The organism is Mesorhizobium sp. NZP2077 (assembly GCF_013170805.1).
GTDB lineage: Bacteria > Pseudomonadota > Alphaproteobacteria > Rhizobiales > Rhizobiaceae > Mesorhizobium.
The window spans coordinates 4,877,858-4,900,220 of sequence record NZ_CP051293.1 but is presented as its reverse complement, the minus strand read 5'-3'; the positions used below and the strand labels follow the sequence as shown (position 1 = coordinate 4,900,220).

Here is a 22,363-nt window from a genome sequence, read left to right as displayed (position 1 = left end):
AAATTCGGCTTGGCCACGCGCTACCGCGCATATTTGTCCACTTTGCGATTCCCCAGCAGAAGCTTGCGCTCGAGATGCGCCCTGAGCTCGCCGTAATAGGCGGTAAGGAAGGCCTTTGAGTCGATCGGCTCGACCTTCGCACCAATCTTGCGGCTGATCGTTTCCGCCACCGCTTTCATCGCGAAATAGTCGTCGCGGCGCAGCACTTCTTCCAGCTTGTGCAACTCGGCGATGCCATAGGCGTCGAGCTGCGCCGGGTTGAAATGGAAGCGCTTGGCAATCGGGTCTTGCCGCTGCGAAAGGTCCTCGACCAGTTTGAATTTCGGCGTCTCCACCACCCAGGTTCCGGCAAGCAGGTCGCCAATGCGCAGCCGGTCGCGGTTGAACAACAGAAACAGCGAAAACAACAGTGCCCACACCAGGCCGAAAATCGTCGACAGCGTGTCGGCGACGCCGGCGCCGCCGCGCCCGGCAATGATCGACAGCGGCAGGAATACCTCGATCTCGCGCATCAGGTTGCGCGCGATGACCTGATCGATGGTGAGACCCGCGCCGCTGCGCGAGGCGACCCGCACGCCGACGATCCGCTTGCCGGGCGTCGCGGCCCGCCGCCCCGCCTCGAAGGCGATGAAATAGGCGTTGCGCAGCAAGAAGATCAAGATCATCCAGACGATGAAGAGCGGCTCCGCCTCCTTCACGCCAAGGCCGCCGAGGCCGAAGATGACGACGAGGGTGACCGCAATAGCGGCAGCGACAATGATCACCACATCGAGCAGGAAGGCCGCGGCTCGCGTGCCGGCGTCCGCCAGCTTGACCTTGAGGTCGACACCTTCCGGTGTGATCAGCGGCCTTATCAGCGCGGCAGGATTCCTAGCCGTTGCCATGCCGCACCATCCGGAACAGGTAGAAATAGGCGATCCATAGCGTCAGCATGCCGCAGCCAATGGCGTAGCGCACCGCATCGCTGGTGATCGTTTGCCGGCCGATGCCTTCGAGCAGGCCGGCAAACAGAAGCATCACCATGACGCCGACCATGGCGGTCGCCGCCACCCGCCCGGCCTGGGCTGCAGCGGCCATCCGGGTCAGGTCGCCGGGGAAGGCTATGCGCGTGCCTATCCGCATGCCTGCCGCGCCAGCCAGGGCGATAGCGAACAATTCCGTCGTGCCGTGGATCGACAGCCAGCCGCCAAGCTCGAAGCCCAATCCCTTGGCCGCGTAGACCTGGAACAGCGCGCCCAGCATACATCCGTTCATCAGGATGATCAGCACGCTGGGCACCGCGAAGGCGAAGCCCAGCGCGAAAGCCAGGATCGCCACCTGCGTGTTGTGGATGAAGAGATAGGCGGCAAAGCCGGACAGGAAATGGCTGCCGCCGCTGTCGTAAAGCACGCTGCGCAGAGCCTCTGCCGACGAGTCCGGATTGCGCCCGCCGGCGAGGCTGGGCGCAATGATGGCGTCGTACCAGCGGCTGTCGGAGGCCACCAGCCAGTAGGCGGCAATCGCGCCGATCACCGTCAGCCCGACCGACACCCAGGTCTCGCGCCACAGATCGCGGATTGCCGCCGGCCAGTCGCGCAGGAAGAAATCGCCGACGCGCTGCCTCAGGCCGCGCCGTGCGCCATAGAGATAGAAATAGCCGCGCAGGCTGAGCGCCTCCAGATAGGCGATCAGCGCGCTGTCGAGGGACGTCGCGCGCGCCACCGACAGCGAGGACAGCGCCGAACGGTAGAGCAGTGGCAGCGACAGCAGCTCTTCTTCCGAGAGCGTACGCGGTGCGCGTCTTTCGGCCCGTGAAAGCAGCGCCTCGAACGCCTTCCAGTCGGCCTCGCGTTCCTGGCGAAAGCTTGCCAGCGACTGGCGTACGGCATCGGTGCCGGTGGGCAGCGTCATAGGAGGTTCTCCTCCTTGAGCTGGATATAACGCTCGACCAGCGCCGGACCGAGGCGTTGGTGATCGGCCTCGATCACATGCGCGCCGAGCAGCCGCAGCCGCCCGATCACCACTTGCCGCTCCCGAAGCAGGCCGCCGGCGGTGACCGCGCGCGCGACATCCTCCGGCGTTATGGGCGCCATGTCGGCCAGCGTCTCCAGTTCGACATCCTTCATCAGCATGAACAGCACCAGATGCCGCTCGGTCAGCCGGCCGACGGTGCGCAGCATCAGCTCGGCGCTGATCGGGTCGACGAAATCGGTGAAGATGATGACCAGCGAGCGACGGTCAAGCTTGGCCGCCAATGTCGTCAATGCCAGCGTGAAATTGGTCTCCTCGCTGGAATAATCGATCTCGGCCGCGCGCTTCTGGATCATCATGAAACTCGGCGAGCCGCGTACCGCGCCGCTCGAGACACGCGGCTTGGCGTCGAAGGAGAACAGGCTGACGAGGTCGCCGCCCTTGAGCGCAATGAAGGCCGACAGAAGTGCTGCCGTTACCGCCCGATCAACCTTCGGCACGCCGTCGACCGGCTCGCACATCAGCCGTCCGCAGTCGATCGCCAGCACGATGTTGTTGTTCTCCTCGATGCGGAATTCGCGTGCCAAAAGCTTGCCGTGGCGCGCGCTGCGCTTCCAGTCGATCATCCGGCGGCCCATGCCCGGCTGATAGTCCTTCAGCGACTCGAACTCGCGGCCCTGGCCGGCTCGCCTTTGCGCGTGGCCGTCGGCGAGCGCGGAGCGCTGCAGCAACGTGATCGCCTCATCGCGCGCGCTGCTGACATCGGGCAGCACCGCCACCTTGCGGTCCATCGGCAGGACGACCTGGTTCCAGGTCAGCCCGAACGGGCCGTTCCAGCGCAGCCACAGCCGGTCGAAACTGGCGATGCCGCGCCTCAGCGCGTCGAATTCAAGGTCGAGCGTGCCGCCATTGGCGGGCAGGGCGCCGCCGGTGCCGCCGACCGGCGCCAGCCGCTGATCGTGGCCGACGCGCGCCTGCAGCCGGCGCGCCCGCCCGCCGAGGCTGGCTGCGACATGGAGGGTGAAACGCCCGCCGACGCCGACCTGCGGCGGCGCCGAAAGACTGGCGGTGAGCGAGGCGCGTCCACGCCCGGCCGCCGCATCGACCGCAAGGAAGGCGAGCAGGATGCAGATCCACAACAGGCCGAGATACCAGAAGGAGGGCAGCGCAAGCGCGATCAGGAAGGCGGGGATGGCACCCGCCGCTGCTGCCCAGACCGCTCTGCCGCTTGGGTAGATCAACGCGGCGCTGCCGTCTGGTCGACAAGGTCCGAGACGATCTGCTCGACCAGCCGCCCGTCGATCTGCGCCGCCGGCGACAGGATGACGCGATGGCGCAACGCCGGCACGGCCAGCGCCTTGACGTCGTCGGGAATGACATAGGCGCGGCCGTCGAGCGCTGCCCTGGCGCGGGCGGCCCGGGCCAGCATGGCGCCGGCGCGAGGACTGGCGCCAACCTCCAGATCCGGGCTTTCGCGCGTGCCGCGCACGAGGGCCGCGATGTAGCCGACAATATCGTCGACCAGCGTGACATCGCCGACGGTGGCAAGGGCTGCCTCCAGCGTCTTGCGGTCGGTCTGCGCCTTGATGCCGTATTGCTCGATGTCGTGCGAGGCGGAGCCGCCGCCGTGATGCACGATGATGGCACGTTCCTCCTGTGCATCGGGATAGCTTACCCTGTGCTTGAACAGGAAGCGGTCGAGCTGGGCTTCGGGCAGGGGATAGACGCCCTGATGCTCGATCGGGTTCTGCGTCGCCACCACCATGAAGTTCTGGCTGAGCGCATGCGTGGTGCCATCGAAGGTGACGGCATGTTCCTGCATGGCCTCCAGCAGTGCCGCCTGCGTCTTCGGCGGCGTGCGGTTGATTTCGTCGGCAAGCAGGAGGTCGCAGAAGATCGGGCCGCGCGTCAGTGTGAACTGCCCGCTCTGGAAATTGTAGATGTTGGAGCCGACGATATCGCCGGGCATCAGGTCGGGCGTGAACTGGATGCGGCCATAGGCGACGCCGAGTGCCTGCGCGAAGCAGCGCGCGGTCATCGTCTTTGCCGTGCCCGGCGGGCCTTCCAGCAATATGTGTCCGCCGGCGAACAATGCCGTCAGCATCAGATCGACCGTGTCGCGTTGTCCGGTGATCGCTTTCGCAACTTCTTCCCTGATCGCATTCGCCAGGGCCTTCACATCATCGACGTTCACCGAGCCTCCTTGTCGTCCAGTCATGCAGCTCCTGCGCCGCTTCATGCATTTGAGCCAAGGTCCCAGCCTCGTTCGCGGCCTTGAAGCGCCGGCTGAAGCTCTGGGTTTCGCCGTGGTCGCGGGAATCGAGCCAACGGTCGAGTGCTTCGCCTGGCAAGCCTTGCGGCGCGCCGAGCAATGCACCGGCACGCGCACGCATCAGCGCCGCATAGCGGTCGCCGAGCTCCTCGATCCGCCCGGCGCGCTTCAAAAGCATCGCCGTGGTGTCGACCAGCGCCTGTTTGCCGAAGGCAATCGCCCGGGCCTCGGTGCGCGGCGGCCCGAACCGGCCGAGCCCGTGCAGGAAGGCAAGTGCAGCGGCTACCAGCACCGACAGCGTCAGCGCCAGGAAGGGCGGCTCGACTAACAGCCTGGCCAGATCGTATTTCTGCCCGATACCATGCAGCGTTAGATCGAACATCACCGCGCCCTTGCCGGGCTCCAGCATGGCGATCATATCGAGTGCCGCCGCCGCCTTTTGCGGATCCTTCAGCGCCGCGTTGTTGATCAGATCAGGATCCGTCAGGATGTAAAAGGGCTCTTTGTCGAGCTCGGTGAGAACGGCCTTGCCGTTGCCCGCCGCGATCAAGGGGTGATCGTCCGCCACCCATTGAAGCTCATCCGGCGCGGCGACCATGCGGCCTGCCACGTCGATCTGCCCGACCGAGCTCTTGTCTTCGCCGAGCTTGGCCTTGGCGATGCGGCCCAACCAGTCGTTGGTGACTGTGCTGGGCAGCCGTTCGATCTTCATCCCCCAGCCGTCGTGGTCTGATAGCGGAATGGTGAACCATTTCGGCAGCACGAACAACGTGGCCTTGCCCGAGCGAAGCTTGATGATTCTTGCCAGCGCAGCCGGATCGCTGTTGGGCGCGATCGTGACGATCAGCAGGAATTCGGACGCTGGGCCGGAACTGAGAGCCTGCTCGCTGCGCGCCATGGGTGGCGACTGTCCATTGGCAAGTTTCATCCATTCCACAAGGCCCGCATAGCCGGAACCGCCCTTGGAGAGCGGCGTCGCCCCGCCTTCCGGCTGGCGAAAATCCGGTGCATAGGTCGACAACAGGAAGAATCCCGCCGCGGCGAGCAGGCTGGCAAAAATCCCCCAGAACAGGGTTTTTCGGCTGAACGGTTCCGGTGCCGCTTCGGCGGCCGGCGTGCTCATATCCAGGCATCCCTGAAGGCGAAGCGCTCATAGGCGCCGCGCGCCTGCCGCCAGCCCTCGGCCCCGACCGGCCGGCGGGCAAACAGCGCGGCCTCGACGATGCGCGCGATCTCGCTGAAGGCGTGGCTCGCCCGCGCCGGCAGCGATGGGGCCGTCGCAATGTCGCGCGAGGTCAGCGACGGGCGCAGGAAGTCGGGCAACCGCCCCGCAATGTCGGCGACGCTGCGTCGAAGCAGAAGATGCACCGCCTCGTCATAATCGCCGCGCGCGGCGAGCGCGTCGGCCTCGGACAGCAGGATCTGTGCCGCCGCGGCGTCCGGGCGCCAGGCCTCTTCCGCCTCTGGCTGTTTGCGAGTGCGCCGCCATGGCAGGCGCCATGCCACCCCCTTCGCTTCGAGGGCGACGAGAAGCGCGATGACAGCGACGCCGATGATCACCGCGCCCCAGAACAGGTAGATCATGTAGGGGCCAATCTTCGCCAATGCGTCCAGAAAAGGCCTCAGCCATACCGGCGGCGTGGGCTGCACCAGCGTTGGCAGGTCGAACTGGATCGAATGGTCCGCAAGCAGTTGCTTGTGCACCTTGGCCAGCCATTCGGCGTCTACCGGCTGTGCAACTGCCACCCGCTCGCTCCCCTGCATCTGCGGTTCAGCCTCGACACTGGCAATACCCCTGCCCAATTGCAAGTCCACTGGACGAAGCCTTCTAATCTTGGCAGATTTACTTTCGATGGCGGCTGTTTGGATGCGGCGGTGACCGGGGAAAACATCATGACCACTGCGACACTGGGACAACCCAGCCGGTTCGAGATCGGCAGGGTGTTCAACAACACCTTTGCCGTCATAGGCCGCAACATCGGGCTTTGCCTTGGCCTTGCCGCGCTGTTCGCAGGCGTGCCGACGCTGCTTGTCAGATTGTGGACCCAGCCGCAGATCGACGCGATGCTGCACGGCAATCCCGGTGCGATGGTGGATCCCCATGCGATGTTTCGCAATTCCTACCTCAGCCTTATCGCCGGGCTGGTTTCATTCGTTCTCACGCTGCTGCTTCAGTCATCGCTGGTTCGGGCGACCATCGAGGACCTGAACGGCAGGCGGCCGTCCTTCGGCGATTGCCTTCAGATTGCGATTCGCTTCCTGTTGCCGACGCTGGCGATTGGCCTCCTCGTCGCCCTTGGCTCCGCCCTCGCCATGCTGGCCCTGATCGTGCCCGGCATCATCCTGTGGCTCGGATGGTCGATGTCGGTGCCGGTCCTGATCCAGGAACGGTTGGGCGTGTTCGGTTCGATGTCGCGCAGCCGCGCCCTGACAAAGGGCAACCGTTGGTCGCTGTTCGGCCTGTTCCTCATCCTGATGATCATCGCGATGGTCATCCAATGGGGGATATTGCTGGTTGTCGTCCTGTTTGGCGGGATTCTGGCCCAGCTTGGCGCCGCGCTGGTGCAGACCATGGTCTCCATGGTGCTGTCGATCGCCGCCGCGGTCAGCTATGTCGAGCTGCGCCAGGTCAAGGAAGGCGCCAGCGTCGACGAACTGGCGAAGATATTCTCCTAGAGAGCAGCAACCTGACGAGGGGAGGCACACCATGACGTCGGCGGTGATCGAGCAGCGCGATCGGTTTCGCATCGGTCGGGTTCTCGGCGACAGCTTTGCGGTCATCGGTCGCAATTTTATCCTGTGCTTCGGCGTGGCATTGGTCTTTCTAGGCCTGCCGCGTTTCTTGATTAAGTTTACGGCCTGGAAGTGGTTGGCCGGCCTCGAGCAACATGCGCCTCAACGCATGGTCTTTGCCGTCGCGGCTGGCTTGATCGCGATGGTGCTTGCTGCCGTACTGCAGGCCGCCCTGGTGCGCGTCGCCATCGAGGATTTGAATGGCAAGCGGCCGGCGACCCGCGATTGCATCGGCACCGCCCTCTCTGTCCTGCTGCCTGCGATAGGCATTTCACTGCTCACTACTTTGGGCGCTGCCCTGGGCCTGCTGCTGCTCATCGTTCCCGGGATCATCCTGTTCCTTCGCTGGTCGGCCGCGGCTCCCGTGCTGGTGCAGGAGCGACGCGGTGTGTTCGCCAGCATGGCGCGCAGCAGCGACCTGACCGAGGGAAGCCGCTGGGCCTTGTTAGGACTTTGGGTGATCGTGATCGTTGCCGCCAGCGCGATGGAACTGGTCATGGCCCGCATCCTTCCAGCCGTTGGCGCGATTGCAGCCCTCTCGCTCGACGCGCTCGACACCACGCTGATCTATATGCTGTCGTCAATTCTGCCGGCGGTGAGCTACGTCGAACTGCGCCGGGTCAAGGAAGGCGCCAGCGTCGATGAACTGGCGGAAATCTTCTCGTGAGGGCAGCGCCGCCATCATTTTAGTGGCAGCAGCTTGGCACCGATTGCACGCTTGTCCGGCACAGGCATGACGAGCTGATCGCCACATCCGCCTTGGCCACCGCCACAGCGAGCTTGGCCTGCAGCAGCGGCAGCTCTTCGCTCTCGCCGCGCCGCCTCAAACATTCGACCAGTCCGTGCAGCGCCCAGACATTGTCAGGGTGCTGGGCACAGCGTTGCACCTTGCCGCTGAGGCCGAGATCGTGTCGATAGACCTGCTCGGCCTCTTTCGCATGGCCCTGGTCGAGAAGCAGCGCCGCCAGCGCATGGCGCGGCGGGTGCATCCACGCCCATGGCTCGGTGTAGGAGAGATTGTCGTCCAGCTCGACCGCTTGCCGCAGATGGGCATAGGCCTCCTCATGCCGGCCCTGGTGGTAGGCAAGCTCGCCATCGAGCAAGGCGGCGCCGACGGCGAGCGAGGCGCGGGTCGGGTTGCTGAGAAAACGTCGCTCGGCTGGAATGTTCTCCAGATGCCGGTGGAATCGGTCGCGCTCGCGCTCGGCCTCCGTGAATTGCTTCAACGTCGCATGCGCGACACCCTTGGCGTAGTGCTGCATCGCCGCCGTCAGCACATAGAGGCCGGGCTCTTTAACCGCCGGTTCGTCGATGATCTCCCGCCAGCGGCCGAAGCGCACCTGCACATGCGATTTCATCGCGTGATAGCCTTCCACCGTTTGCGTGAGCTTGGGCCGGTCGGGGAGGCTGACGACATCCCGCGTGACCAGGCTGCGCACCTTGTCGGCGGCCCAGAGCGCGGGCCGATACTGGCCAAGGAACATGCAGGTGAACATCATCAGATGCAGGTCGTGGCAGCAGCCAAGCAGGTAATAGGTCGGCTCATCGGCATAGGCGAGGTAGAGGTCGTTGGCGCGGACCGCCTTTTCGCTGGCAAGCTTCGCCTTCTCATAGTCGCCGCAGAGCACATGGATATGCCCCGGCATGTGGTTCATGTGTCCGGCATCGGGGCACATCTGCCCGAGCAGATCGGCTGAGCGCACGCCGCGTTCCGGCATGGTGGACATTTCCAGCAGATGGATGTGCAGGTGGACGATCGCCGGATGCTGCGCAATGCCGGCTTCGTCGGCGAGGCGGATCGACCGCTCGCAAACCTCCAGCGCCTCAAGCACGTCCGAATTCGGCGCCGGCGCACCGGTCTTGAGGTTCCACAGCCGCCGCACCGTGCGCATCATCAGCGCCTCGACCAGCAGCGCCATCACATCATGGTCGTCGGGAAAGCTTTCGTAGACCCGCCGCATCGCGGCGGCATAGGCATCATCCCACTGTTCGAATTCCTGCGGGCTCACTCTGTGAGGCTTCTGGAAACGGCTAGCCAACGCCTCGATCAACTGTCGCTCGACCTCGCTGGCGCCAGCCGCATTGGCGCGCGCCAGCTGGACATGCTCGAAGCAGCGCTTCGTCGCGCTGTTGGCCTCGGCCTCGCCATGTTCCTTCCAGGTCAGATTGTAGAAAGGCCCGGCGGCATAGGCGATGCCCCAGTGGACCATGGCGCAGCCGGGATCGGTCTCCAGCGCCTTCTCAAAGCACTTGATGCCTTCCTCATGGTTGAAGCCGTAGCACCAGTTGAGCCCGATATCGAACCAGCGCAGGGTCTCAGTGGAGTGCGTGGAAATCGGGCGACGGTAGGTGCCAAGGTTGAAGCGGTCCATGTCTTCCATTCAAGTCTGATGAGCCGCGAGCCGGGCCGTGGCCAGAGTCCTTCGCCATCACTGTGTGCCGAAATCCGTAGCCATGGCAAACGCCGCCATCGCCATTGTTTGGGAGCTGGCGTCCCTGACGAAAAAAGCCGCCCGGTCAGCGCGGGCGGCTTTTAAAAATGGAGGTCTGAATACGCCGTCTGGTTTGGCCTCGGAGCCGAATCTGCAAATCAGAATTTATAGGCGATCCCGATTCGGACCTCGTTGGTCTTGAGGTGCTCGTGCTCTTCCCAACCCGAGTCAGTGTTGTCGGTGACTGTCGTAACCTTGCCGAAATCCGTATAGCGATATTCGACCTGACCGACCCAGTTCTTGTTGAAGGCATAGGCGACGCCAGCACCAACCGTCCAGCCAGCCTTGATTTTTGACTGGGAATCCGTTGCCGCGCCATCTTCGAACTTGGTGTGAATATCCCCGAGGGCCAGACCACCAGTGACATAGGGCAGCCAGTTGTCGAAGGCATAACCCAAGCGCCCGCGCAGTGAGCCCTGAGCATCGATATGGGTATTGTCGTCGCTGCCGAACGGCCAGTCCGGATTGTGGCCGACAATTCCGGAGGCCTCGATATCACCTTCAATGCCGCCGACGATGTTGCCCCATTGCATATTGTAGCCGGCAAAAACACCGCCGGTGACTCCACGAGCCCTGAAGCTGTCCGAATAATCCGAATGGCCGTCAGAGGTGTTCTCGTCCTGGATATGGTCCTTACCCCAGGCGTAACCGATCTGGCCGCCGATATAGGCACCTGTCCAATCATATGTCGAAGCGACCGGAAGCTCGTTCACAGCATCAGCTGCCATAGCCGAGGTAAGAGTGGCGCCCAGAATTGCTGCTGCCAAAATGTACTTCATTACGTATCCCCGCCACGTTGAACTGTGTTCAACCAAAGCCCTGTGTATCAGAAGGATTCCCTGACGGAATGCAATTGAACGGTCAGAGTGCCCAGTTTCCTGAGGCGTGTTGCGATGGTGCAACAAAAAGAGCGTTTTGGAGGGGCGTCTCGCAGGTTTCTAGACGATTGTGTTGCGATCTTCGAGATTGCGGGAGAACTGCGCTGCCACAATTGCGCTGCGACTCTGCAGCACCCCCTGCGCGGTTTGGGCGATGACAGGACTGTCCGTGTTGTAGTGCTGATACTATGCAAAGGGCGGTTGGCGCGCCGCCCTCAGTTGGTTCCTTCAAGCGACGTTTCGTTTTGCCAGCCGGCCAGCTCTGGCAGATCGTCAAGCCAACTTTTCTCGCTTATCGAGGCATCGCTGGCCTGTGGTGCAGCCTCCGTGGCGTTTTGAATGAGCCAATCCATCCACTTCCGATAGGCAACCGGATCGAGCAGGGGCGGTAGCACCTTGGCCTTGAGCAGCATCCGCTTGCGGAAACTGGTTTGCCGGCGGAGTTTGGTCGTCGTGAACTTGATGACCTTGCCCTGGTAGTCAACCGTCCAGCGGTCGCCTCCAAGACTGACAAGGCCGTCGATGGCGAAACCCGCATCGGCCGGTCTATCCCGCCACGGAAGCTCGATGGCATTCTTCCTCAAATCGACAACCCATCGCCTGTAGTCGGCCCCGGCACGCTGGGGCGGCAGCACACCGGCCTGTTCGAGCATCTTCCTACGGAAGGCAGGCTGCTTCTTCAACTGGCCGGTTGTGAACTCGACGCGATGCCCCCGAAACTCGACGTGCCACCGGATCCTTCCATTGCCGATATACTTCACCAGCCTATCGATGACGAACTCGTCATCGGTAAGCATCACGCAGCCTTGGCTGATGCTTTCGAGAATGTACTGGCTATCGGTGGACATGACGCGGCCTCGTGCAGCAACCTGAGGAAGCATAGCGATGCAAAATGAAACAGGGCGCTAAAACACTATTTTTGTTGTGGAATGTTTGGCTGGGGAACCTGGATTCGAACCAGGACTAACGGAGTCAGAGTCCGTCCGCCGTATCGCGCGAAATAGCTAATTTATCGTTTATAATCAATTCGATGATAGAAGGGAGGGTGCTTTTCATGTCGCGTTGTGTTGCAAATCATTCCCGTTGATTTCCAAGGGTTTCCTGCGACTATCGGCAGGTCCACGCAACATGCGCGCGACACAACGGGGGCTAGTCATCATGCGTTTGGTAAATCCAGGGGAAGTGAGAAAAGCTGAGACTTGTGAGCCGGGAGAACTGGTGAGATTCGACGCCAACGGAGGCGGGGCTCTGCTGGCTGTCGTTCTAGAAAAGCTTGTAGGGAAGAACACGTATTTGGTGCTGTCGTCAAACCACCAAATCCCGGCTTTCTCGATTCTTCCCATAGGCTATGAGCACCGCTGTTTCAGCTATGGAGCCGAATGGGTTATGGAGTTGCTTCCCGACGAAGAAACATTCCCCGGAAACGCGGAGGGGGCGGATTCTGCCGGCGAAATTCGGCTATTTGATACCGGAATCACGAGCATCATTGCGAACATGCTCGATCAGCGAATGAACCGTAAACTCATATTACTGAACATGATTTCCTACCGACCGGCGAACGAGGAACGATATCAAGGGGCACGAGTTCGGTCCTGGAAGATATGGGCGAACGAGGAAGAACGGCTGCGCACGGGCGGCCGGCCCATTTTTAGCTTCCCCCAGCAGCAGTAGGCAACTAAAAAGCCCGCCACCGTGAGGCAGCGGGCCAAATTCCAATCCGGTTGGATTTTAGAGCCCTTGCCCTCCCGATATGAAGCCGGGGCCGTCGTAATCCCCGTGATCGTCCTCCCGCTCGTCGATTGCCTCCCGCTCGTCGTCGCCTTCCCGATCGTCGCGCGCTTCGTCGGCAGTGCAGCCGCGCCCATAGCCCGTCCAGCCGAGATCGGGCTCGCCTTCGGGATGGTTCCATTTGCCTTCTTCGACCTTGCCGGCAAGGCGTTGGTCGACATGCTCCGTCCAGCCGAGTTCGTACTCGTCGTCTTCGCGATCGTGCGGCTCGTCCAACACGTCGCCGCCATGCTCGTTTTCGGCTTCGCACTCGTCATGGCCCGGTGCCGTGGCGCGGGAGCCCGCCCAGTCCTCTTGCGAGTTGCTCCCGTAGTGCATGACTGTCAGCTCGCCACAACGCCCCCACGGGCTTTCTCTAGACGTAGGATGGCGTTCGATGGCGCCCATGGCCGGCTCGCCGTCGCTGTCCGGTTCATAGTCGCTGTTGTCGAGTTCCAGATCGTCAAGGGAAAGCAGCGACGGCTCATCGTCTGCAGTGTCCTCAAGGTCAGGATCCGGCGACATCGCGTCAAGCATGTCGATAAGCCGCTCAATCGAATCGGCGATGGCCTTCCGATTGGTGAGCGCGACAAGCAGGGTTTCGGGATCAGCGGCCAGCGATGCCGCGACGTAGGCTTCGCCCTTCTTGGTGAGATCGAGGTCGGTCATTGGCCCGCCTCCCGCTTCACATGGTCAAGGACGCGGCTGCCGGCCTCGTGGAGCACGTTGGAGGCGCGGAGGAGTTGGTGAGCCAGGCAGAGGCGCCCGAGGCGCGTGCGGAGGCCGGCTGCGGCAAGCAGCATGGCTATGGTGATGTAGGTCATTGGTCGTCTCTCTGGATAAGACCGGCTTGCTACGGCCGGGGAAAGTTTGACCAACTTGTCAAACTCTCCTGATGCCAGCATTCGTCACTGGCGCCGGGAAGTTAGCAACATCGCCAGAGACGATGCGCCACGGCCTTTACCCTTGCGGGCTATTGCATAGCCGTGGCCTTCCCGACAAAGTGCGGCCGGTCGCGCTCACGGCTTGTGTGCGCGTTCGTTTTCGTAGGCTGAAAGATCCCGGCAAGGATCGCCCTGCCTACGCTCTGGGTGCCAATGGCCCGGCTAAGGCCATTCGCGGGAGTTGCTACGCTCCGCCGGCGAAGATGTTCTCATTCGCTGAAATCGTCAAGCTAGCCGTTTTGCGGTGGCGACGCTTGCCCGGCTGTTGACGCGTTCCCGGCATCTAAGGGTGGCCGCTGCATGTGCTTGGGCCACGGGATGGCGACGCTGGGCTTCGGTGTGCCCAATTGGAACTCTAACCAGATCAAGCATTTTCGAGTGTATTCGAAATACAGCTCCTGCTTTTCCAGGATGGCGAGGGTCAGGGTCGACGGTCGGATCGAATCCTTATCTCTCCAATTGATGCTATCGGCCCGGACGAAGCCAAGCTTCCCGTCGACGCTCAGCCATTGAGCATGCGCATACTGGTTGCGGATCTTCCGGCATAGATTTATCGCACCGACCGCCTCGCCGAACTTCGTGCCAAAGCCCTTCGCTTCCAGAATGTGCTTGGCCAGGCTGTTCGCAATTTCGATGCGGGCCTGTTCGCTGGAAACCTTGTTCAGCGCTTCCAGCACCGCGTATTTGTCGCCCACTGCTAGGCCGCAAACGTGGCCCAAGCAGATATCAAGCTCGCCGTAGCCGGCAACGAGGAGGCCGACAAGTGCCGCCTCTTTCGGAAACACGTGAAGTGCGGGATTGAACATGATTCGGGGATAGCAGATTCGGCGTCCCGCCGCTGGCTTTGCCAGAGCCCGCCAGCGCACTTTCCCGCCGTCCGCTCTCCTTACACCGGCGAAGCGGCCCGCGCGTCCTGGCGCCCCGCTGTGGCCAGCTTCGCCATGTCCTTTCATGGGGCGGCCTGATCTGAGTCAATCCAGTCACGCCAATGGGTAGGGTCGACGTCCACAAGCTTTCCGGTAATGGCGTGCTTCCACCCCTTCAAAGTCCTTTCGCAAGGAAAAACCAGCGAGTGCATGCCTTCCTCGTCCAGAACGGCGAGTTCCAGACTGCGGAAGAATGGCGCGCTAAGGATCGACTGCCACATCGAGCCACTATCCGCCCAACGTCATGCGCCGGATTTGATTTTCGTCAAGTTTTGTCCACCAAAGGGGGCGGGCTAAGCCGTTCGGTGCTCGCCTTCGCTCCCTTTGGCCAGCGCCATGCATTGCGAAGCCATCGACCGCGAAAGACCTTCCTGCTTGTCGAGCCAAGGCCCGAAATGACCATGGGGCAGTGTCGCCTTTTGGTGCAGCAGCCAGCGGCCGATCGCCATCTTCTGCTCGAGCGAGAGGTGCCCGCGGGGGATCGCTCGTGTATCGGCAGGCAACGGATCTGCCAGCGGCACGACGTTGGCGGATGACATCAGCGCTAGGTAGGCCTTGTGCACCTCATGCTGCTTGTCGGCCGGCAGCTTGTTGAACTGGTGCACTGTCATCCCGCAACCGATCGCCAGCACGGCGGTGTGCCGCTTATCGCCACGAAGGCGCCGGAGCCGTTGGCCTTGCCACTGGTTGGGCAAGCGATAGGTGCCCACGCCCTCGATCTCGATTTCGGTGAAGGGAGTTCTCGCAAGCATGCCGCGCCTCGCTGTGAACGTGGCGGATACTGCATAAGTCTCGGCTGATAGACAAGATCGCCGCATTCCGAGCAGCCGTGACAGGCACTCCCTCCTTTCCGTCGGCCCTCGCGAGCAGGTTGACATAACAGGATATATCGATTGCGAACGACCCCGGTGGCGCGATCGGATGGCAGGCGGCGGGATGACGCTATGGTTAAGTTCCGGAATTCTGTTGGATTTCAGGGAATTAGAAGGGACACCAAGCAACCGTGAAGTCATCGCGGTTAATGTTCTGTTAAATTCCCTTTGACACCCGCATATGAGCGAGAGCTAAATAATCTTCGACGGGGCGGCTTGGGGGCATGGATATGCCGGCTACTCCGGGGTGTGAAGTCAACAAAAGGGGTTATTACATGCGTAATATGATGAAGCAGTTTCGCGACGACGAGAACGGCGCCGCGATGGTCGAATATTCGATCCTCATCGGTATCATCGCCGCCGCTTCCATCGTGGCCGTGATCGCCATCGGTGGCTGGGTCGGCAGTCAGTTCACCGGCCTCTGCTCCAAGCTGTCCGGCACGGGTATCGGCTCGGGCGGCACCGGCACCGGCACTTGCAGCACCGCTGCGGCTAGCTGATCGAGAATATAGCCATGAAGCGGCTTCTCCACGTAGCCATGCAGTTCCGCAACGATGAGAACGGCGCTGCCATGGTGGAATACTCGATCTTGATTGGCATCATCGCGGCGGTATCAATCGTTGCGATTATTGCGATTGGCGGGTGGGTTGGGAGCCAGTTTACCGGACTCTGCACTGCGCTCGGCACCAACGGTATTACAGGAAGCACCTGCACGCCGTAATGCACTTTGCGCGCCCTTGAACCAGGCGCGTTGCGATAGCGGGCGGGCCTCTTTCTTGGAGGTTAGCGGCCATCACCCGGTATCGGCCTAGAGAGGGTCGGCGTTCGTCGCGCCGGCCCTTTTTCTGCATTTAGAGCACAGCTTCACACAAGGTTAGCGACTGCATGATATCTGCTCAGACCAACCGGAGAGCAAAACCTTGGTTGAGAAGATCGGCGGGGTCGTAATTATCGGGCTTCTGGCTCTATGGGGCGCGGAGAAGGTGTATCCTTCTCCGCAGCAGGTCGTAACGCAGCAGCCGGTTTTGGTGCCGGTTTATGAATTGAGGCAGCAACAAAACGAGTTATGGATGAAAACCGGGCACTGGCTGGTGAGGGTCTGAATTAACTGTTCGTGAACCAAAACCTTGTGTGGCAAGCCCGACAGTGCTTCTAATCAGCCTTGGCTTGGGGGGCGGGATTTGGACTTTTTACTGCACGTCGCGGATCAGTTGGGGCTGAGGTCGCTACTCATAGGCCTGATGATTTTCGTACCCCTGGAGCGGCTGTTTGCGCTACGCGAGCAGCAGAAGATACTCCGCAAGGGCGTCTTCACCGATCTGATCTATGCCATCTTCAACGGCACCGCTGTCGATATCCTCGCCGGCATGCTGCTCGCGCCGGTGATCGGCGCGCTTGCCGTGCTGATGCCGCCGAGCCTTCCGTCGGCCGTCAGTAGCCAAGCAACGTGGCTGCAGGTGCTTGAGATCATCGTACTGACCGATCTTGGTGTCTACGCCGCGCACCGGGCATTCCATGCCATACCGGTGCTGTGGCGTTTCCATTCGATTCATCATAGCGTCGAGGAGATGGATTGGCTCGCCGCGTTCCACTCGCATCCGGTCGATCAGATGCTGACGAAGGCAGTGGCATTGCTGCCGGTGTTCTTCCTCGGTTTTTCGGGCGCGTCCATAGGCATCTACTTCGTGATCTATGCGGCGCATGCGATGTTTATCCACGCCAACGTCAAAATCAATTTCGGCCCACTCAAATGGCTGATCGCTAGCCCGCAATTCCATCATTGGCATCACGCCGGTGAGCGTGCCGCCTATGACAAGAACTTCGCCGGCCAACTGGCGATCATCGATCTGATTTTCGGCACCTTCCGCGTTCCGGGGGCTACAACGCCCGCGAAATATGGCGTCGATGATCCGATCCCAGCGAACTATTTCGGCCAGATCGGCTATCCCTTCCTGCCGCGCAAGGGTCACGATCTCGGCAAGGCAGTCGTCGGCACCGTGAAGCCGGCATCAGAGGCATAGCGGGCAACGCCATTGCTGAAGCGAACTTCATCTGCCCAGCCAGCCATGTCGCGAACTGCGCCGCCGCTTTAGCATGTGTGCAAACATCAGGCCTGCCCCTTCGGTTCCGCCACTGCGAGTCCCGCAGCGAGTGCACGTTCGTTCATATCGTCCGTCGCGCCTGCGAACTGGATGACAAAATCTGACACCCATTCCCGGCACATCGTGAAGCGCTGAATGGTCCCGTCGGGCATATAGAACTGGAAGGCCAGGTATGCGCCGTCGTCTGAAGTCCCCAACCAATATCGCTTGATCAGCGCGTCCGGGAAGCTGCCGAATTGGGCCTTGAACTCCGCGCGGTTCTGCTCGACCAGGTGAGCGAACTCTGGCGGCGCCTTCCACCACTTTTCGGGATTATCGACCATTGACAGACCTCAGGCCATCGCGAACGGCGGCGGCAAGTTGCGTGCGCATGGCGGCTATGCTGTCCTTACTGACATTGGCGCCGCTTTGGATGGTGATCGGGATCGAGATGCTAATCGGGCGTCCGTCTGTGCCGCCGGCCGATCCCGTGCCGGTTGTTCCGGGCCGCACATCCGCGAACTGATCGGGCCGCGCGATGATGACCTTCTCGCCGGGGCTCTTGAAGAACTCGACCTTTTGGGTATCGCTGCTGTCGATACCGCCGGTGGAAAAGCCGATCGACTTGTTTAGTCTGGCGAGAGCGCTGTTGTAGGCAGCCGCATAGCCGGGAGAGTTTGGCGTGAGGCCCGCAAGTTCTGGATATTCCTGCCCACCCGGCAGGGTCTGATACCCGCCACCGGACGATGAACCGCCCCCGGAAGGTGTGCCGACCGATTTCTGGCCGCCATAGACGATGTTGTAAGCGATATCCTGCGGCGTGGCGGCGAGGCCGTTTGAACCATAGCCGATCTGGCCCGCGCCGACGATGCCGGCGGCATGGAAGTTCGCTTCGATCTGGGTCAGAACAGCGGCATATTGCTTCGCAAGCGTGTCCGTCGCGGCGTTGCCGGTGGAAGAGCCCGATGACGAACCAGACGAAAGCCCTGAACTGCTGGCAAGGCTTGTCGTCTTGATCTCGTCAAGCAGTTGGGCCGTCTTGCGCGTGTTCGCCTCGATATTCATCTGAAGCTGCCACATGCGGTCTTGATCGCGCGTGGCTACCTGTCCGGTGAAGCCGGATTGCGCATTGGCTAGGGCTGTTGACTGTGCATTAGGGATCACGGTGCCGGCGCCGGATGGAATGACAAACTCCGGACCATGCTCCCCGACCAGATAAGGCATCCCCGGCACGATTGGGCCGCCCGCGGCACGTGTACCACCAAAGCGGGTGACGTTGACGCCGCTGGTGCCAATGCTGCTGTCATATCCACCCGTGGCAGGAACCTGATAGGACTGCTGGGTCATGTCGGACTGGCCGCCGTAGCGGGTCACGCCAATGCCGCCAGTGCTGCCGACGTCGTAGACGGACTTAGTGCCTGAGCCGACTTGCTGGGTCACAACGGTGATGGTGACGGTTCGGTTCTGGATGGCCTGGATCGCAGCGTTGAGCTGATGCGCGGCGCCTTGATCGGCGACAAGCTGCTGATTTGTCCGCACCAGCGAGTCGACGAATGCGTTGACCTTGTCGACGGGGAAGCCATCACCGATCAGCGTCTGCCTGACCATATCGAGGCCCTGGAAGACCGAATTGACCGTGGCGTTGCCCGTCGCCATCGCATCGAAAAGTTTCTGGACAGTCGTGGTCGCGGTGGCGATCTCGGCGTTTGCGTCCTTGATATTGGCAACGTCGCCGAAGAAAGCGTCGATATTGTCCTTGCCCGCGGCTGTCGCGATTGCCTGCTTGAGGACGTCAACCTGTGTGGTCGTGCTCCGAAACTGCGCCTCGAGTTGCACCATGCCGGCGAGTTGGTTCTGGCGGGCGTCTTGTACGGCTGCGTCGACCTGCTGGAACATACCAAGGGTCGATTGAAGCTGGCCGTTTAGCTGATTTCCGAACTGGCCGGCGAGAGACCTGGTGACGCCGAATCCGCTGCCGCCGCCTGTGTTGATCGTGCCGAACAACTTGGCGATCGTGGCGTCGGCGCTGCCCGCGCTGCTGTTGACATCCTTGAAGCCGGCAGAGATTTCGAAGAGCGTGTGCTGCGCCTTCGCGTTATCCTGGACAATCTTGGTGATGCCGGTGTCCGCCGAGATCGACCGCTCCAGATCGGCGGCCTTTTTCGCAGCGTCCTCCAGCGATCTGGCGAATGAATGGGCCTCGTCGCTCAACTTCGGGTCGAGCTCGAGTCTTCCGATTTCGCTGTAGAGCGCCTGGGCGCTGATCGTGCCGTCGTGAACCCTGCCCGAAAGGGCCTCGAAAGCTTCAGAGCCGGCCTTGCCCGTGAGGCCGAATTCACCGCCGAGAGCATGCAGGTCGATACGCAGCGTGTTCAGATCGGCTGAAAGCGTCTTCCTCGCATCGGCTATCTGATTTTTCAGGTCGGCCGCCGCGATGGACTTCGGAATCTGGTTGGCTTGTTCCTCGTACTGTTTCGCCGCGACTGCCGCCTCGGGGTACGCCTTGGCGATATCGTCGATCAGCTTTTTATTGTTCTCCAGCACGGTGTTGACGTCGAGAACGCTACCCTTGATCCCGCTGAACGCCCTGATCGCGACCTCGGAACCGATGGAGATCGCCAGGAAGCCGAGCACAAACGGATTGAAAATCACGTTGCCCAGTGCACCGAGAGCTTTCATGCCGTTGCCCAAGGTCAGGACGCTGGCGCCGGTGCCGGCTAAGCGCTCATTCATGACGAGCAGCGAGCCGGGGATGCGGCTGAAGTTGCCGCGCAACACTTCGCTGCCCAAGACGGAAAATTCTCGGCTGACGCCGGCGCCAAGGCCGGCGGCTTCCGTCGCAGCAACTTTGGCCTGTGCGCCGACTTCCGATTCCGCAAGGCCCAGATCCCGGAATGCGAGAGCGGAATCCCTGGCCGATTTCGTCGTGGAGTTGATGAGGCCGAAGCTCTCATTGAGCGCCCGATTGAAGTTGGCACCCTCCTGTTGCGCGGAGAATGCCTGTATCTGCGCTTCTGTAAGGCCTCGGAACGCAGTCTGGGCTTCCAAGGCCGCCGCAGTCACAGCCGTTTCTGCCTCAGCCAGGCCGAGCATGCGTGGTGTGATCTTGCTCAAGTTGCCGCCCGTCGCCTCAAGCGCAGCAGCGAACTCCCGCGCCGAGATCGTGCCGGCGGCGAGCCCCGCATTACTGCCAGCGCCAAGGGTGCCCATTTCTGCATTAACGAGCTTCGCTGCGGTTGCGACACCGCCGAGTGCCGCCGTGGTTTCCCTGGTCGATGCCGCGACTTTCGACAGAACCGTACTTGCAGCCGTGCTGGTCGTGGTGAGCTTGGCCAGGAATGCATTCGTCTGCTCGACGCCGGCCGCGATCTTGGCAAGCCCTGCTGATACGCCAGTCCCATTTAACTGCGCGCTGATCCGCGCCTCGAAGGCGATGGCGCGCTGCTCGGCCTTGGCCAGCGCCGCCTCGAAGGCCGCGATGTTGCCCGTGATCTGGATAACGACGCTACCGGCTTCATCGGACATGGTGTTGGGCCTTCAATTGCTAGTGAGAAAGACGTTTATCGTTACTCGGGGTAGGTCGGAGTGGTGCTCGTGATGCTGTCGGGCGTCGGCGGCAGCTTCGTCGGCCATGCGTACGGAACTCCCATTTGCCCGTCATCCATGGGCTCGCCAGGAGGCGGCAACGGCGGGCACATCACATTCGGCTTGACCCGATCCCTCCAGGGAATCGCCTTCCACCAGCCCTTACCCATGGTTCACCTTTTCAAGATTGGAGTGTGGAAGCGGCCGAGCACTTTTCTCTTCACACCGATGCCCGGCCGCTTCTGGGTGGTTGGCTTCCCCGGCGAGAAAAAGCCAAGCCACACGCGCCACCAGGGAAGGAGAAACCAAAAACCCAGCGTCGCGAACCATGTTCTTCAGGCCGCCCGGTGTTCGGCGTAGAGCCGTCGGCCTTCCGGCGTATCCAGGACGGCGGTGTAGGCCTTGGCGTAGGGCTCGCTCGTTTCTGCCACGCGCTTTTTGGCCAAGTTGTCCAACTGCGATTCGGCCGTGCTCATTGCATGACCGCCCTTGGAGATCCTGGCCTCGGATGCCTTGGCGATCTTGGCAAGGAAGGCTTCGGATTGGCTTTCGGTCCGGTACTCGTCGAACAACTTGGGGTTGGCCAACCAGGCGGCAGCGCGCGCCTTTTCGATGGTGGCGTATTCCCCAGCGCCCAGCGAACGCTTGGCGATGTCCTCGACCTTCCGTTCCGCGGCTGTTTTGCCGTCGAAGTCCATGTGACGATCTCCTGTGTCGTTTTTCATGATGACCGATGAGCCGGAATCGATCTTCAAAAGCTCCTGCATGCGGCGTTTCGCGAACGCCTCGTTGAAATCCATAGCTGTCATGTCCCTGATCTCCTTTTCAGCGCTCGTGACCTTCTATGCCGCCGCCTGGGCAGACCCTGTCGGGCGCCCAACGATCTTGACGTCGTGGTCGGCCAATGGCGTGGCGTGGCCACCGCGATCGAACCGGGCGAAATCGCCCAAACCGGCCGCTGCAAGAGCCCGGTTCATCGTCATCGGCGACCCCAACTGGTTCGTCATGCTGGAACTGATGATGCCGGTCTTGCGAAGCTCGGTTGCCAGATCCCGACGCCGATGCAGGGCCGCAGCGGCCGCGGCAAGCGCCGTGTCGGCAATAGCCGATTGTTCGAGAAGCAACGCGGAGATGCGCGCGGCTTCAGACTGCCGATAGGCCCTGTCCTGGCCGGCGAGCACCGCCTCGGCATCCTTCAACCGCTGCTGGGCTTCGGCCAAGGCGCTGTCGAGCGATGCACGTTCGGAATTTTGCGTGCCGATCTCGCCATGCAGTTCATCGAGCCGGCGCCTGGCAGCGTCATCACCGGAATGTGCCTGCAATGCGATCGCGCTTCGCTCAGTGGCAAGGGCTTCCGAGTGCTGGGTGGCAGCCGTCCGTTTCGCCTCGATATCGGTGACGAGCACCTTTGCAGCCTTTACCGCTGCAATCGCCTCAGCGCCGTCCTGCGAGCCTTCAGCGAGCGTTGCGGTGCGCTGGGCCTGCTCACGGTCATTGCGGAGCTTGGTGCGCTTGGTCGACAGTTCCTTCAGCGCTGCGCTGGCGCCTTCGATCTTGCCGGCGAGAGCCTTGCGCTCGGTCTGCAACTCCCACAGCCGGCTGGCGTGTTCTTCGCGGGTTTCGCCTGGCTGTTTCGCCTCGGGCTTCATGTCGAGGGCGAGCTTTTTACCGGCCAGGCCCTCGACCTCGAGGGCGGCTTCAGCATAGGCCGCTTCGACCGTGGCGAACTCGTCAGCCGCGACCTTGGCCCCGTCGCGGGTGCCGATGATGAAAGATCTGAGCTTTGACAGCATGGGGGTTCTC

Annotated in this window: 24 protein-coding genes; 7 read left to right on the top strand and 17 right to left on the bottom strand. The window is 61.9% G+C overall.

Features of this window, described 5'->3' with window-relative positions:
• Positions 1 to 20: 20 nt before the first annotated feature.
• From HGP13_RS24600 to HGP13_RS24575, 6 genes are read right to left on the bottom strand one after another with little or no spacing between them, the layout of a single operon-like run.
• Entirely contained in the window at positions 21 to 884 is an 864-nt protein-coding gene (locus HGP13_RS24600) for an RDD family protein (protein WP_172229833.1), read from the bottom strand.
• Entirely contained in the window at positions 871 to 1,890 is a 1,020-nt protein-coding gene (locus HGP13_RS24595) for a stage II sporulation protein M (RefSeq protein ID WP_172229830.1), read from the bottom strand. Before HGP13_RS24595 ends, HGP13_RS24600 begins: the two co-directional genes overlap by 14 nt.
• The gene (locus tag HGP13_RS24590) at positions 1,887 to 3,191 is read right to left on the bottom strand and encodes a DUF58 domain-containing protein (protein WP_172229827.1); all 1,305 of its coding nucleotides are present in this window, start codon (positions 3,189 to 3,191) and stop codon (positions 1,887 to 1,889) included. Before HGP13_RS24590 ends, HGP13_RS24595 begins: the two co-directional genes overlap by 4 nt.
• Positions 3,188 to 4,144 (bottom strand): MoxR family ATPase, encoded by a 957-nt coding sequence (locus HGP13_RS24585; RefSeq protein ID WP_172229824.1) that lies wholly within the window; start codon positions 4,142 to 4,144, stop codon positions 3,188 to 3,190. Before HGP13_RS24585 ends, HGP13_RS24590 begins: the two co-directional genes overlap by 4 nt.
• Positions 4,131 to 5,345: a DUF4350 domain-containing protein gene (locus tag HGP13_RS24580; protein WP_172229821.1), complete on the bottom strand. Its 1,215-nt coding sequence runs from the start codon at positions 5,343 to 5,345 to the stop codon at positions 4,131 to 4,133. Before HGP13_RS24580 ends, HGP13_RS24585 begins: the two co-directional genes overlap by 14 nt.
• The gene (locus HGP13_RS24575; protein ID WP_172229818.1) at positions 5,342 to 5,968 is read right to left on the bottom strand and encodes a hypothetical protein; all 627 of its coding nucleotides are present in this window, start codon (positions 5,966 to 5,968) and stop codon (positions 5,342 to 5,344) included. The genes HGP13_RS24580 and HGP13_RS24575 overlap by 4 nt, the downstream gene beginning before the upstream one ends.
• 147 nt (positions 5,969 to 6,115) lie before the next feature.
• Here HGP13_RS24575 and HGP13_RS24570 point away from each other — a divergent pair, with 147 nt between their 5' ends.
• Both HGP13_RS24570 and HGP13_RS24565 read left to right on the top strand, forming a co-directional pair.
• Entirely contained in the window at positions 6,116 to 6,898 is a 783-nt protein-coding gene (locus HGP13_RS24570; RefSeq protein WP_172229815.1) for a hypothetical protein, read from the top strand.
• 31 nt (positions 6,899 to 6,929) lie between these two features.
• Positions 6,930 to 7,682: a hypothetical protein gene (locus tag HGP13_RS24565; protein WP_172229812.1), complete on the top strand. Its 753-nt coding sequence runs from the start codon at positions 6,930 to 6,932 to the stop codon at positions 7,680 to 7,682.
• Positions 7,683 to 7,701: 19 nt separating this feature from the next.
• Here the strand turns inward: HGP13_RS24565 and HGP13_RS24560 are convergent, their stop codons facing one another.
• From HGP13_RS24560 to HGP13_RS24550, 3 genes are all read right to left on the bottom strand, one after another.
• A complete protein-coding gene (locus HGP13_RS24560) occupies positions 7,702 to 9,387 on the bottom strand; it encodes a tetratricopeptide repeat protein (protein WP_172229809.1) in 1,686 nt (561 codons plus the stop codon).
• A gap of 218 nt (positions 9,388 to 9,605) precedes the next feature.
• Positions 9,606 to 10,286 carry an outer membrane protein gene (locus HGP13_RS24555; RefSeq protein WP_172229806.1) on the bottom strand — a complete coding sequence of 227 codons (681 nt, stop codon included), beginning with the start codon at positions 10,284 to 10,286 and terminating at the stop codon, positions 9,606 to 9,608.
• A 314-nt stretch (positions 10,287 to 10,600) separates the two neighbouring features.
• Positions 10,601 to 11,233 carry a hypothetical protein gene (locus tag HGP13_RS24550; RefSeq protein ID WP_172229803.1) on the bottom strand — a complete coding sequence of 211 codons (633 nt, stop codon included), beginning with the start codon at positions 11,231 to 11,233 and terminating at the stop codon, positions 10,601 to 10,603.
• 370 nt (positions 11,234 to 11,603) lie between these two features.
• Here HGP13_RS24550 and HGP13_RS24545 point away from each other — a divergent pair, with 370 nt between their 5' ends.
• Positions 11,604 to 12,056: a hypothetical protein gene (locus tag HGP13_RS24545; protein ID WP_172229800.1), complete on the top strand. Its 453-nt coding sequence runs from the start codon at positions 11,604 to 11,606 to the stop codon at positions 12,054 to 12,056.
• 57 nt (positions 12,057 to 12,113) lie between these two features.
• Here HGP13_RS24545 and HGP13_RS24540 read toward each other — a convergent pair whose 3' ends face one another.
• The 4 genes from HGP13_RS24540 to HGP13_RS24525 all read right to left on the bottom strand — a co-directional run bounded on the left by HGP13_RS24540 (position 12,114) and on the right by HGP13_RS24525 (position 14,732).
• On the bottom strand, positions 12,114 to 12,821 hold the full coding sequence (locus HGP13_RS24540) for a hypothetical protein (RefSeq protein ID WP_172229797.1): 708 nt from the start codon (positions 12,819 to 12,821) through the stop codon (positions 12,114 to 12,116).
• Positions 12,818 to 12,976, bottom strand: a complete 159-nt coding sequence (locus tag HGP13_RS24535) for a hypothetical protein (RefSeq protein ID WP_172229794.1) — start codon at positions 12,974 to 12,976, stop codon at positions 12,818 to 12,820. Before HGP13_RS24535 ends, HGP13_RS24540 begins: the two co-directional genes overlap by 4 nt.
• Before the next feature lie 350 nt (positions 12,977 to 13,326).
• On the bottom strand, positions 13,327 to 14,049 hold the full coding sequence (locus HGP13_RS24530) for a hypothetical protein (RefSeq protein ID WP_172229791.1): 723 nt from the start codon (positions 14,047 to 14,049) through the stop codon (positions 13,327 to 13,329).
• Between the two features lie 266 nt (positions 14,050 to 14,315).
• Positions 14,316 to 14,732: a DUF3102 domain-containing protein gene (locus HGP13_RS24525; protein ID WP_172229788.1), complete on the bottom strand. Its 417-nt coding sequence runs from the start codon at positions 14,730 to 14,732 to the stop codon at positions 14,316 to 14,318.
• A 437-nt stretch (positions 14,733 to 15,169) separates the two neighbouring features.
• On the opposite strand from HGP13_RS24525, the gene HGP13_RS24520 reads away from it, so the two are divergent.
• From HGP13_RS24520 to HGP13_RS24505, 4 genes are all read left to right on the top strand, one after another.
• The gene (locus HGP13_RS24520) at positions 15,170 to 15,394 is read left to right on the top strand and encodes a Flp family type IVb pilin (RefSeq protein ID WP_172229785.1); all 225 of its coding nucleotides are present in this window, start codon (positions 15,170 to 15,172) and stop codon (positions 15,392 to 15,394) included.
• 14 nt (positions 15,395 to 15,408) lie between these two features.
• Positions 15,409 to 15,615 carry a Flp family type IVb pilin gene (locus HGP13_RS24515; RefSeq protein ID WP_172229782.1) on the top strand — a complete coding sequence of 69 codons (207 nt, stop codon included), beginning with the start codon at positions 15,409 to 15,411 and terminating at the stop codon, positions 15,613 to 15,615.
• A gap of 199 nt (positions 15,616 to 15,814) precedes the next feature.
• Positions 15,815 to 15,997, top strand: coding sequence for a hypothetical protein (locus HGP13_RS24510; protein ID WP_172229779.1), 183 nt, complete (start codon positions 15,815 to 15,817; stop codon positions 15,995 to 15,997).
• A gap of 138 nt (positions 15,998 to 16,135) precedes the next feature.
• A complete protein-coding gene (locus tag HGP13_RS24505; protein WP_172229776.1) occupies positions 16,136 to 16,915 on the top strand; it encodes a sterol desaturase family protein in 780 nt (259 codons plus the stop codon).
• An 86-nt stretch (positions 16,916 to 17,001) separates the two neighbouring features.
• Here HGP13_RS24505 and HGP13_RS24500 read toward each other — a convergent pair whose 3' ends face one another.
• From HGP13_RS24500 to HGP13_RS24485, 4 genes are all read right to left on the bottom strand, one after another.
• Complete coding sequence (locus tag HGP13_RS24500; RefSeq protein ID WP_172229773.1) at positions 17,002 to 17,319, bottom strand: hypothetical protein; 318 nt, start codon at positions 17,317 to 17,319, stop codon at positions 17,002 to 17,004.
• The gene (locus HGP13_RS24495) at positions 17,309 to 20,500 is read right to left on the bottom strand and encodes a hypothetical protein (RefSeq protein WP_172229770.1); all 3,192 of its coding nucleotides are present in this window, start codon (positions 20,498 to 20,500) and stop codon (positions 17,309 to 17,311) included. Before HGP13_RS24495 ends, HGP13_RS24500 begins: the two co-directional genes overlap by 11 nt.
• A 395-nt stretch (positions 20,501 to 20,895) precedes the next feature.
• Entirely contained in the window at positions 20,896 to 21,258 is a 363-nt protein-coding gene (locus HGP13_RS24490) for a hypothetical protein (protein WP_172229767.1), read from the bottom strand.
• Positions 21,259 to 21,402: 144 nt separating this feature from the next.
• Positions 21,403 to 22,353, bottom strand: a complete 951-nt coding sequence (locus HGP13_RS24485; protein ID WP_172229764.1) for a hypothetical protein — start codon at positions 22,351 to 22,353, stop codon at positions 21,403 to 21,405.
• Between the last annotated feature and the right edge of the window lie 10 nt (positions 22,354 to 22,363).

What these genes read in the sequence shown, in the direction of transcription:
- HGP13_RS24500 (WP_172229773.1), bottom strand. Translation starts at nt 17,319, where the DNA reads ATGGTCGATAATCCCGAAAAGTGGTGGAAGGCGCCGCCAGAGTTCGCT.
- HGP13_RS24600 (WP_172229833.1), bottom strand. Translation starts at nt 884, where the DNA reads ATGGCAACGGCTAGGAATCCTGCCGCGCTGATAAGGCCGCTGATCACA.
- HGP13_RS24515 (WP_172229782.1), top strand. Translation starts at nt 15,409, where the DNA reads ATGAAGCGGCTTCTCCACGTAGCCATGCAGTTCCGCAACGATGAGAAC.
- HGP13_RS24520 (WP_172229785.1), top strand. Translation starts at nt 15,170, where the DNA reads ATGCGTAATATGATGAAGCAGTTTCGCGACGACGAGAACGGCGCCGCG.
- HGP13_RS24530 (WP_172229791.1), bottom strand. Translation starts at nt 14,049, where the DNA reads ATGAAAGGACATGGCGAAGCTGGCCACAGCGGGGCGCCAGGACGCGCG.
- HGP13_RS24495 (WP_172229770.1), bottom strand. Translation starts at nt 20,500, where the DNA reads ATGTCCGATGAAGCCGGTAGCGTCGTTATCCAGATCACGGGCAACATC.
- HGP13_RS24540 (WP_172229797.1), bottom strand. Translation starts at nt 12,821, where the DNA reads ATGACCGACCTCGATCTCACCAAGAAGGGCGAAGCCTACGTCGCGGCA.
- HGP13_RS24490 (WP_172229767.1), bottom strand. Translation starts at nt 21,258, where the DNA reads ATGGACTTCGACGGCAAAACAGCCGCGGAACGGAAGGTCGAGGACATC.
- HGP13_RS24560 (WP_172229809.1), bottom strand. Translation starts at nt 9,387, where the DNA reads ATGGACCGCTTCAACCTTGGCACCTACCGTCGCCCGATTTCCACGCAC.
- HGP13_RS24505 (WP_172229776.1), top strand. Translation starts at nt 16,136, where the DNA reads ATGATTTTCGTACCCCTGGAGCGGCTGTTTGCGCTACGCGAGCAGCAG.
- HGP13_RS24555 (WP_172229806.1), bottom strand. Translation starts at nt 10,286, where the DNA reads ATGAAGTACATTTTGGCAGCAGCAATTCTGGGCGCCACTCTTACCTCG.
- HGP13_RS24565 (WP_172229812.1), top strand. Translation starts at nt 6,930, where the DNA reads ATGACGTCGGCGGTGATCGAGCAGCGCGATCGGTTTCGCATCGGTCGG.
- HGP13_RS24485 (WP_172229764.1), bottom strand. Translation starts at nt 22,353, where the DNA reads ATGCTGTCAAAGCTCAGATCTTTCATCATCGGCACCCGCGACGGGGCC.
- HGP13_RS24535 (WP_172229794.1), bottom strand. Translation starts at nt 12,976, where the DNA reads ATGACCTACATCACCATAGCCATGCTGCTTGCCGCAGCCGGCCTCCGC.
- HGP13_RS24570 (WP_172229815.1), top strand. Translation starts at nt 6,116, where the DNA reads ATGACCACTGCGACACTGGGACAACCCAGCCGGTTCGAGATCGGCAGG.
- HGP13_RS24580 (WP_172229821.1), bottom strand. Translation starts at nt 5,345, where the DNA reads ATGAGCACGCCGGCCGCCGAAGCGGCACCGGAACCGTTCAGCCGAAAA.
- HGP13_RS24595 (WP_172229830.1), bottom strand. Translation starts at nt 1,890, where the DNA reads ATGACGCTGCCCACCGGCACCGATGCCGTACGCCAGTCGCTGGCAAGC.
- HGP13_RS24550 (WP_172229803.1), bottom strand. Translation starts at nt 11,233, where the DNA reads ATGTCCACCGATAGCCAGTACATTCTCGAAAGCATCAGCCAAGGCTGC.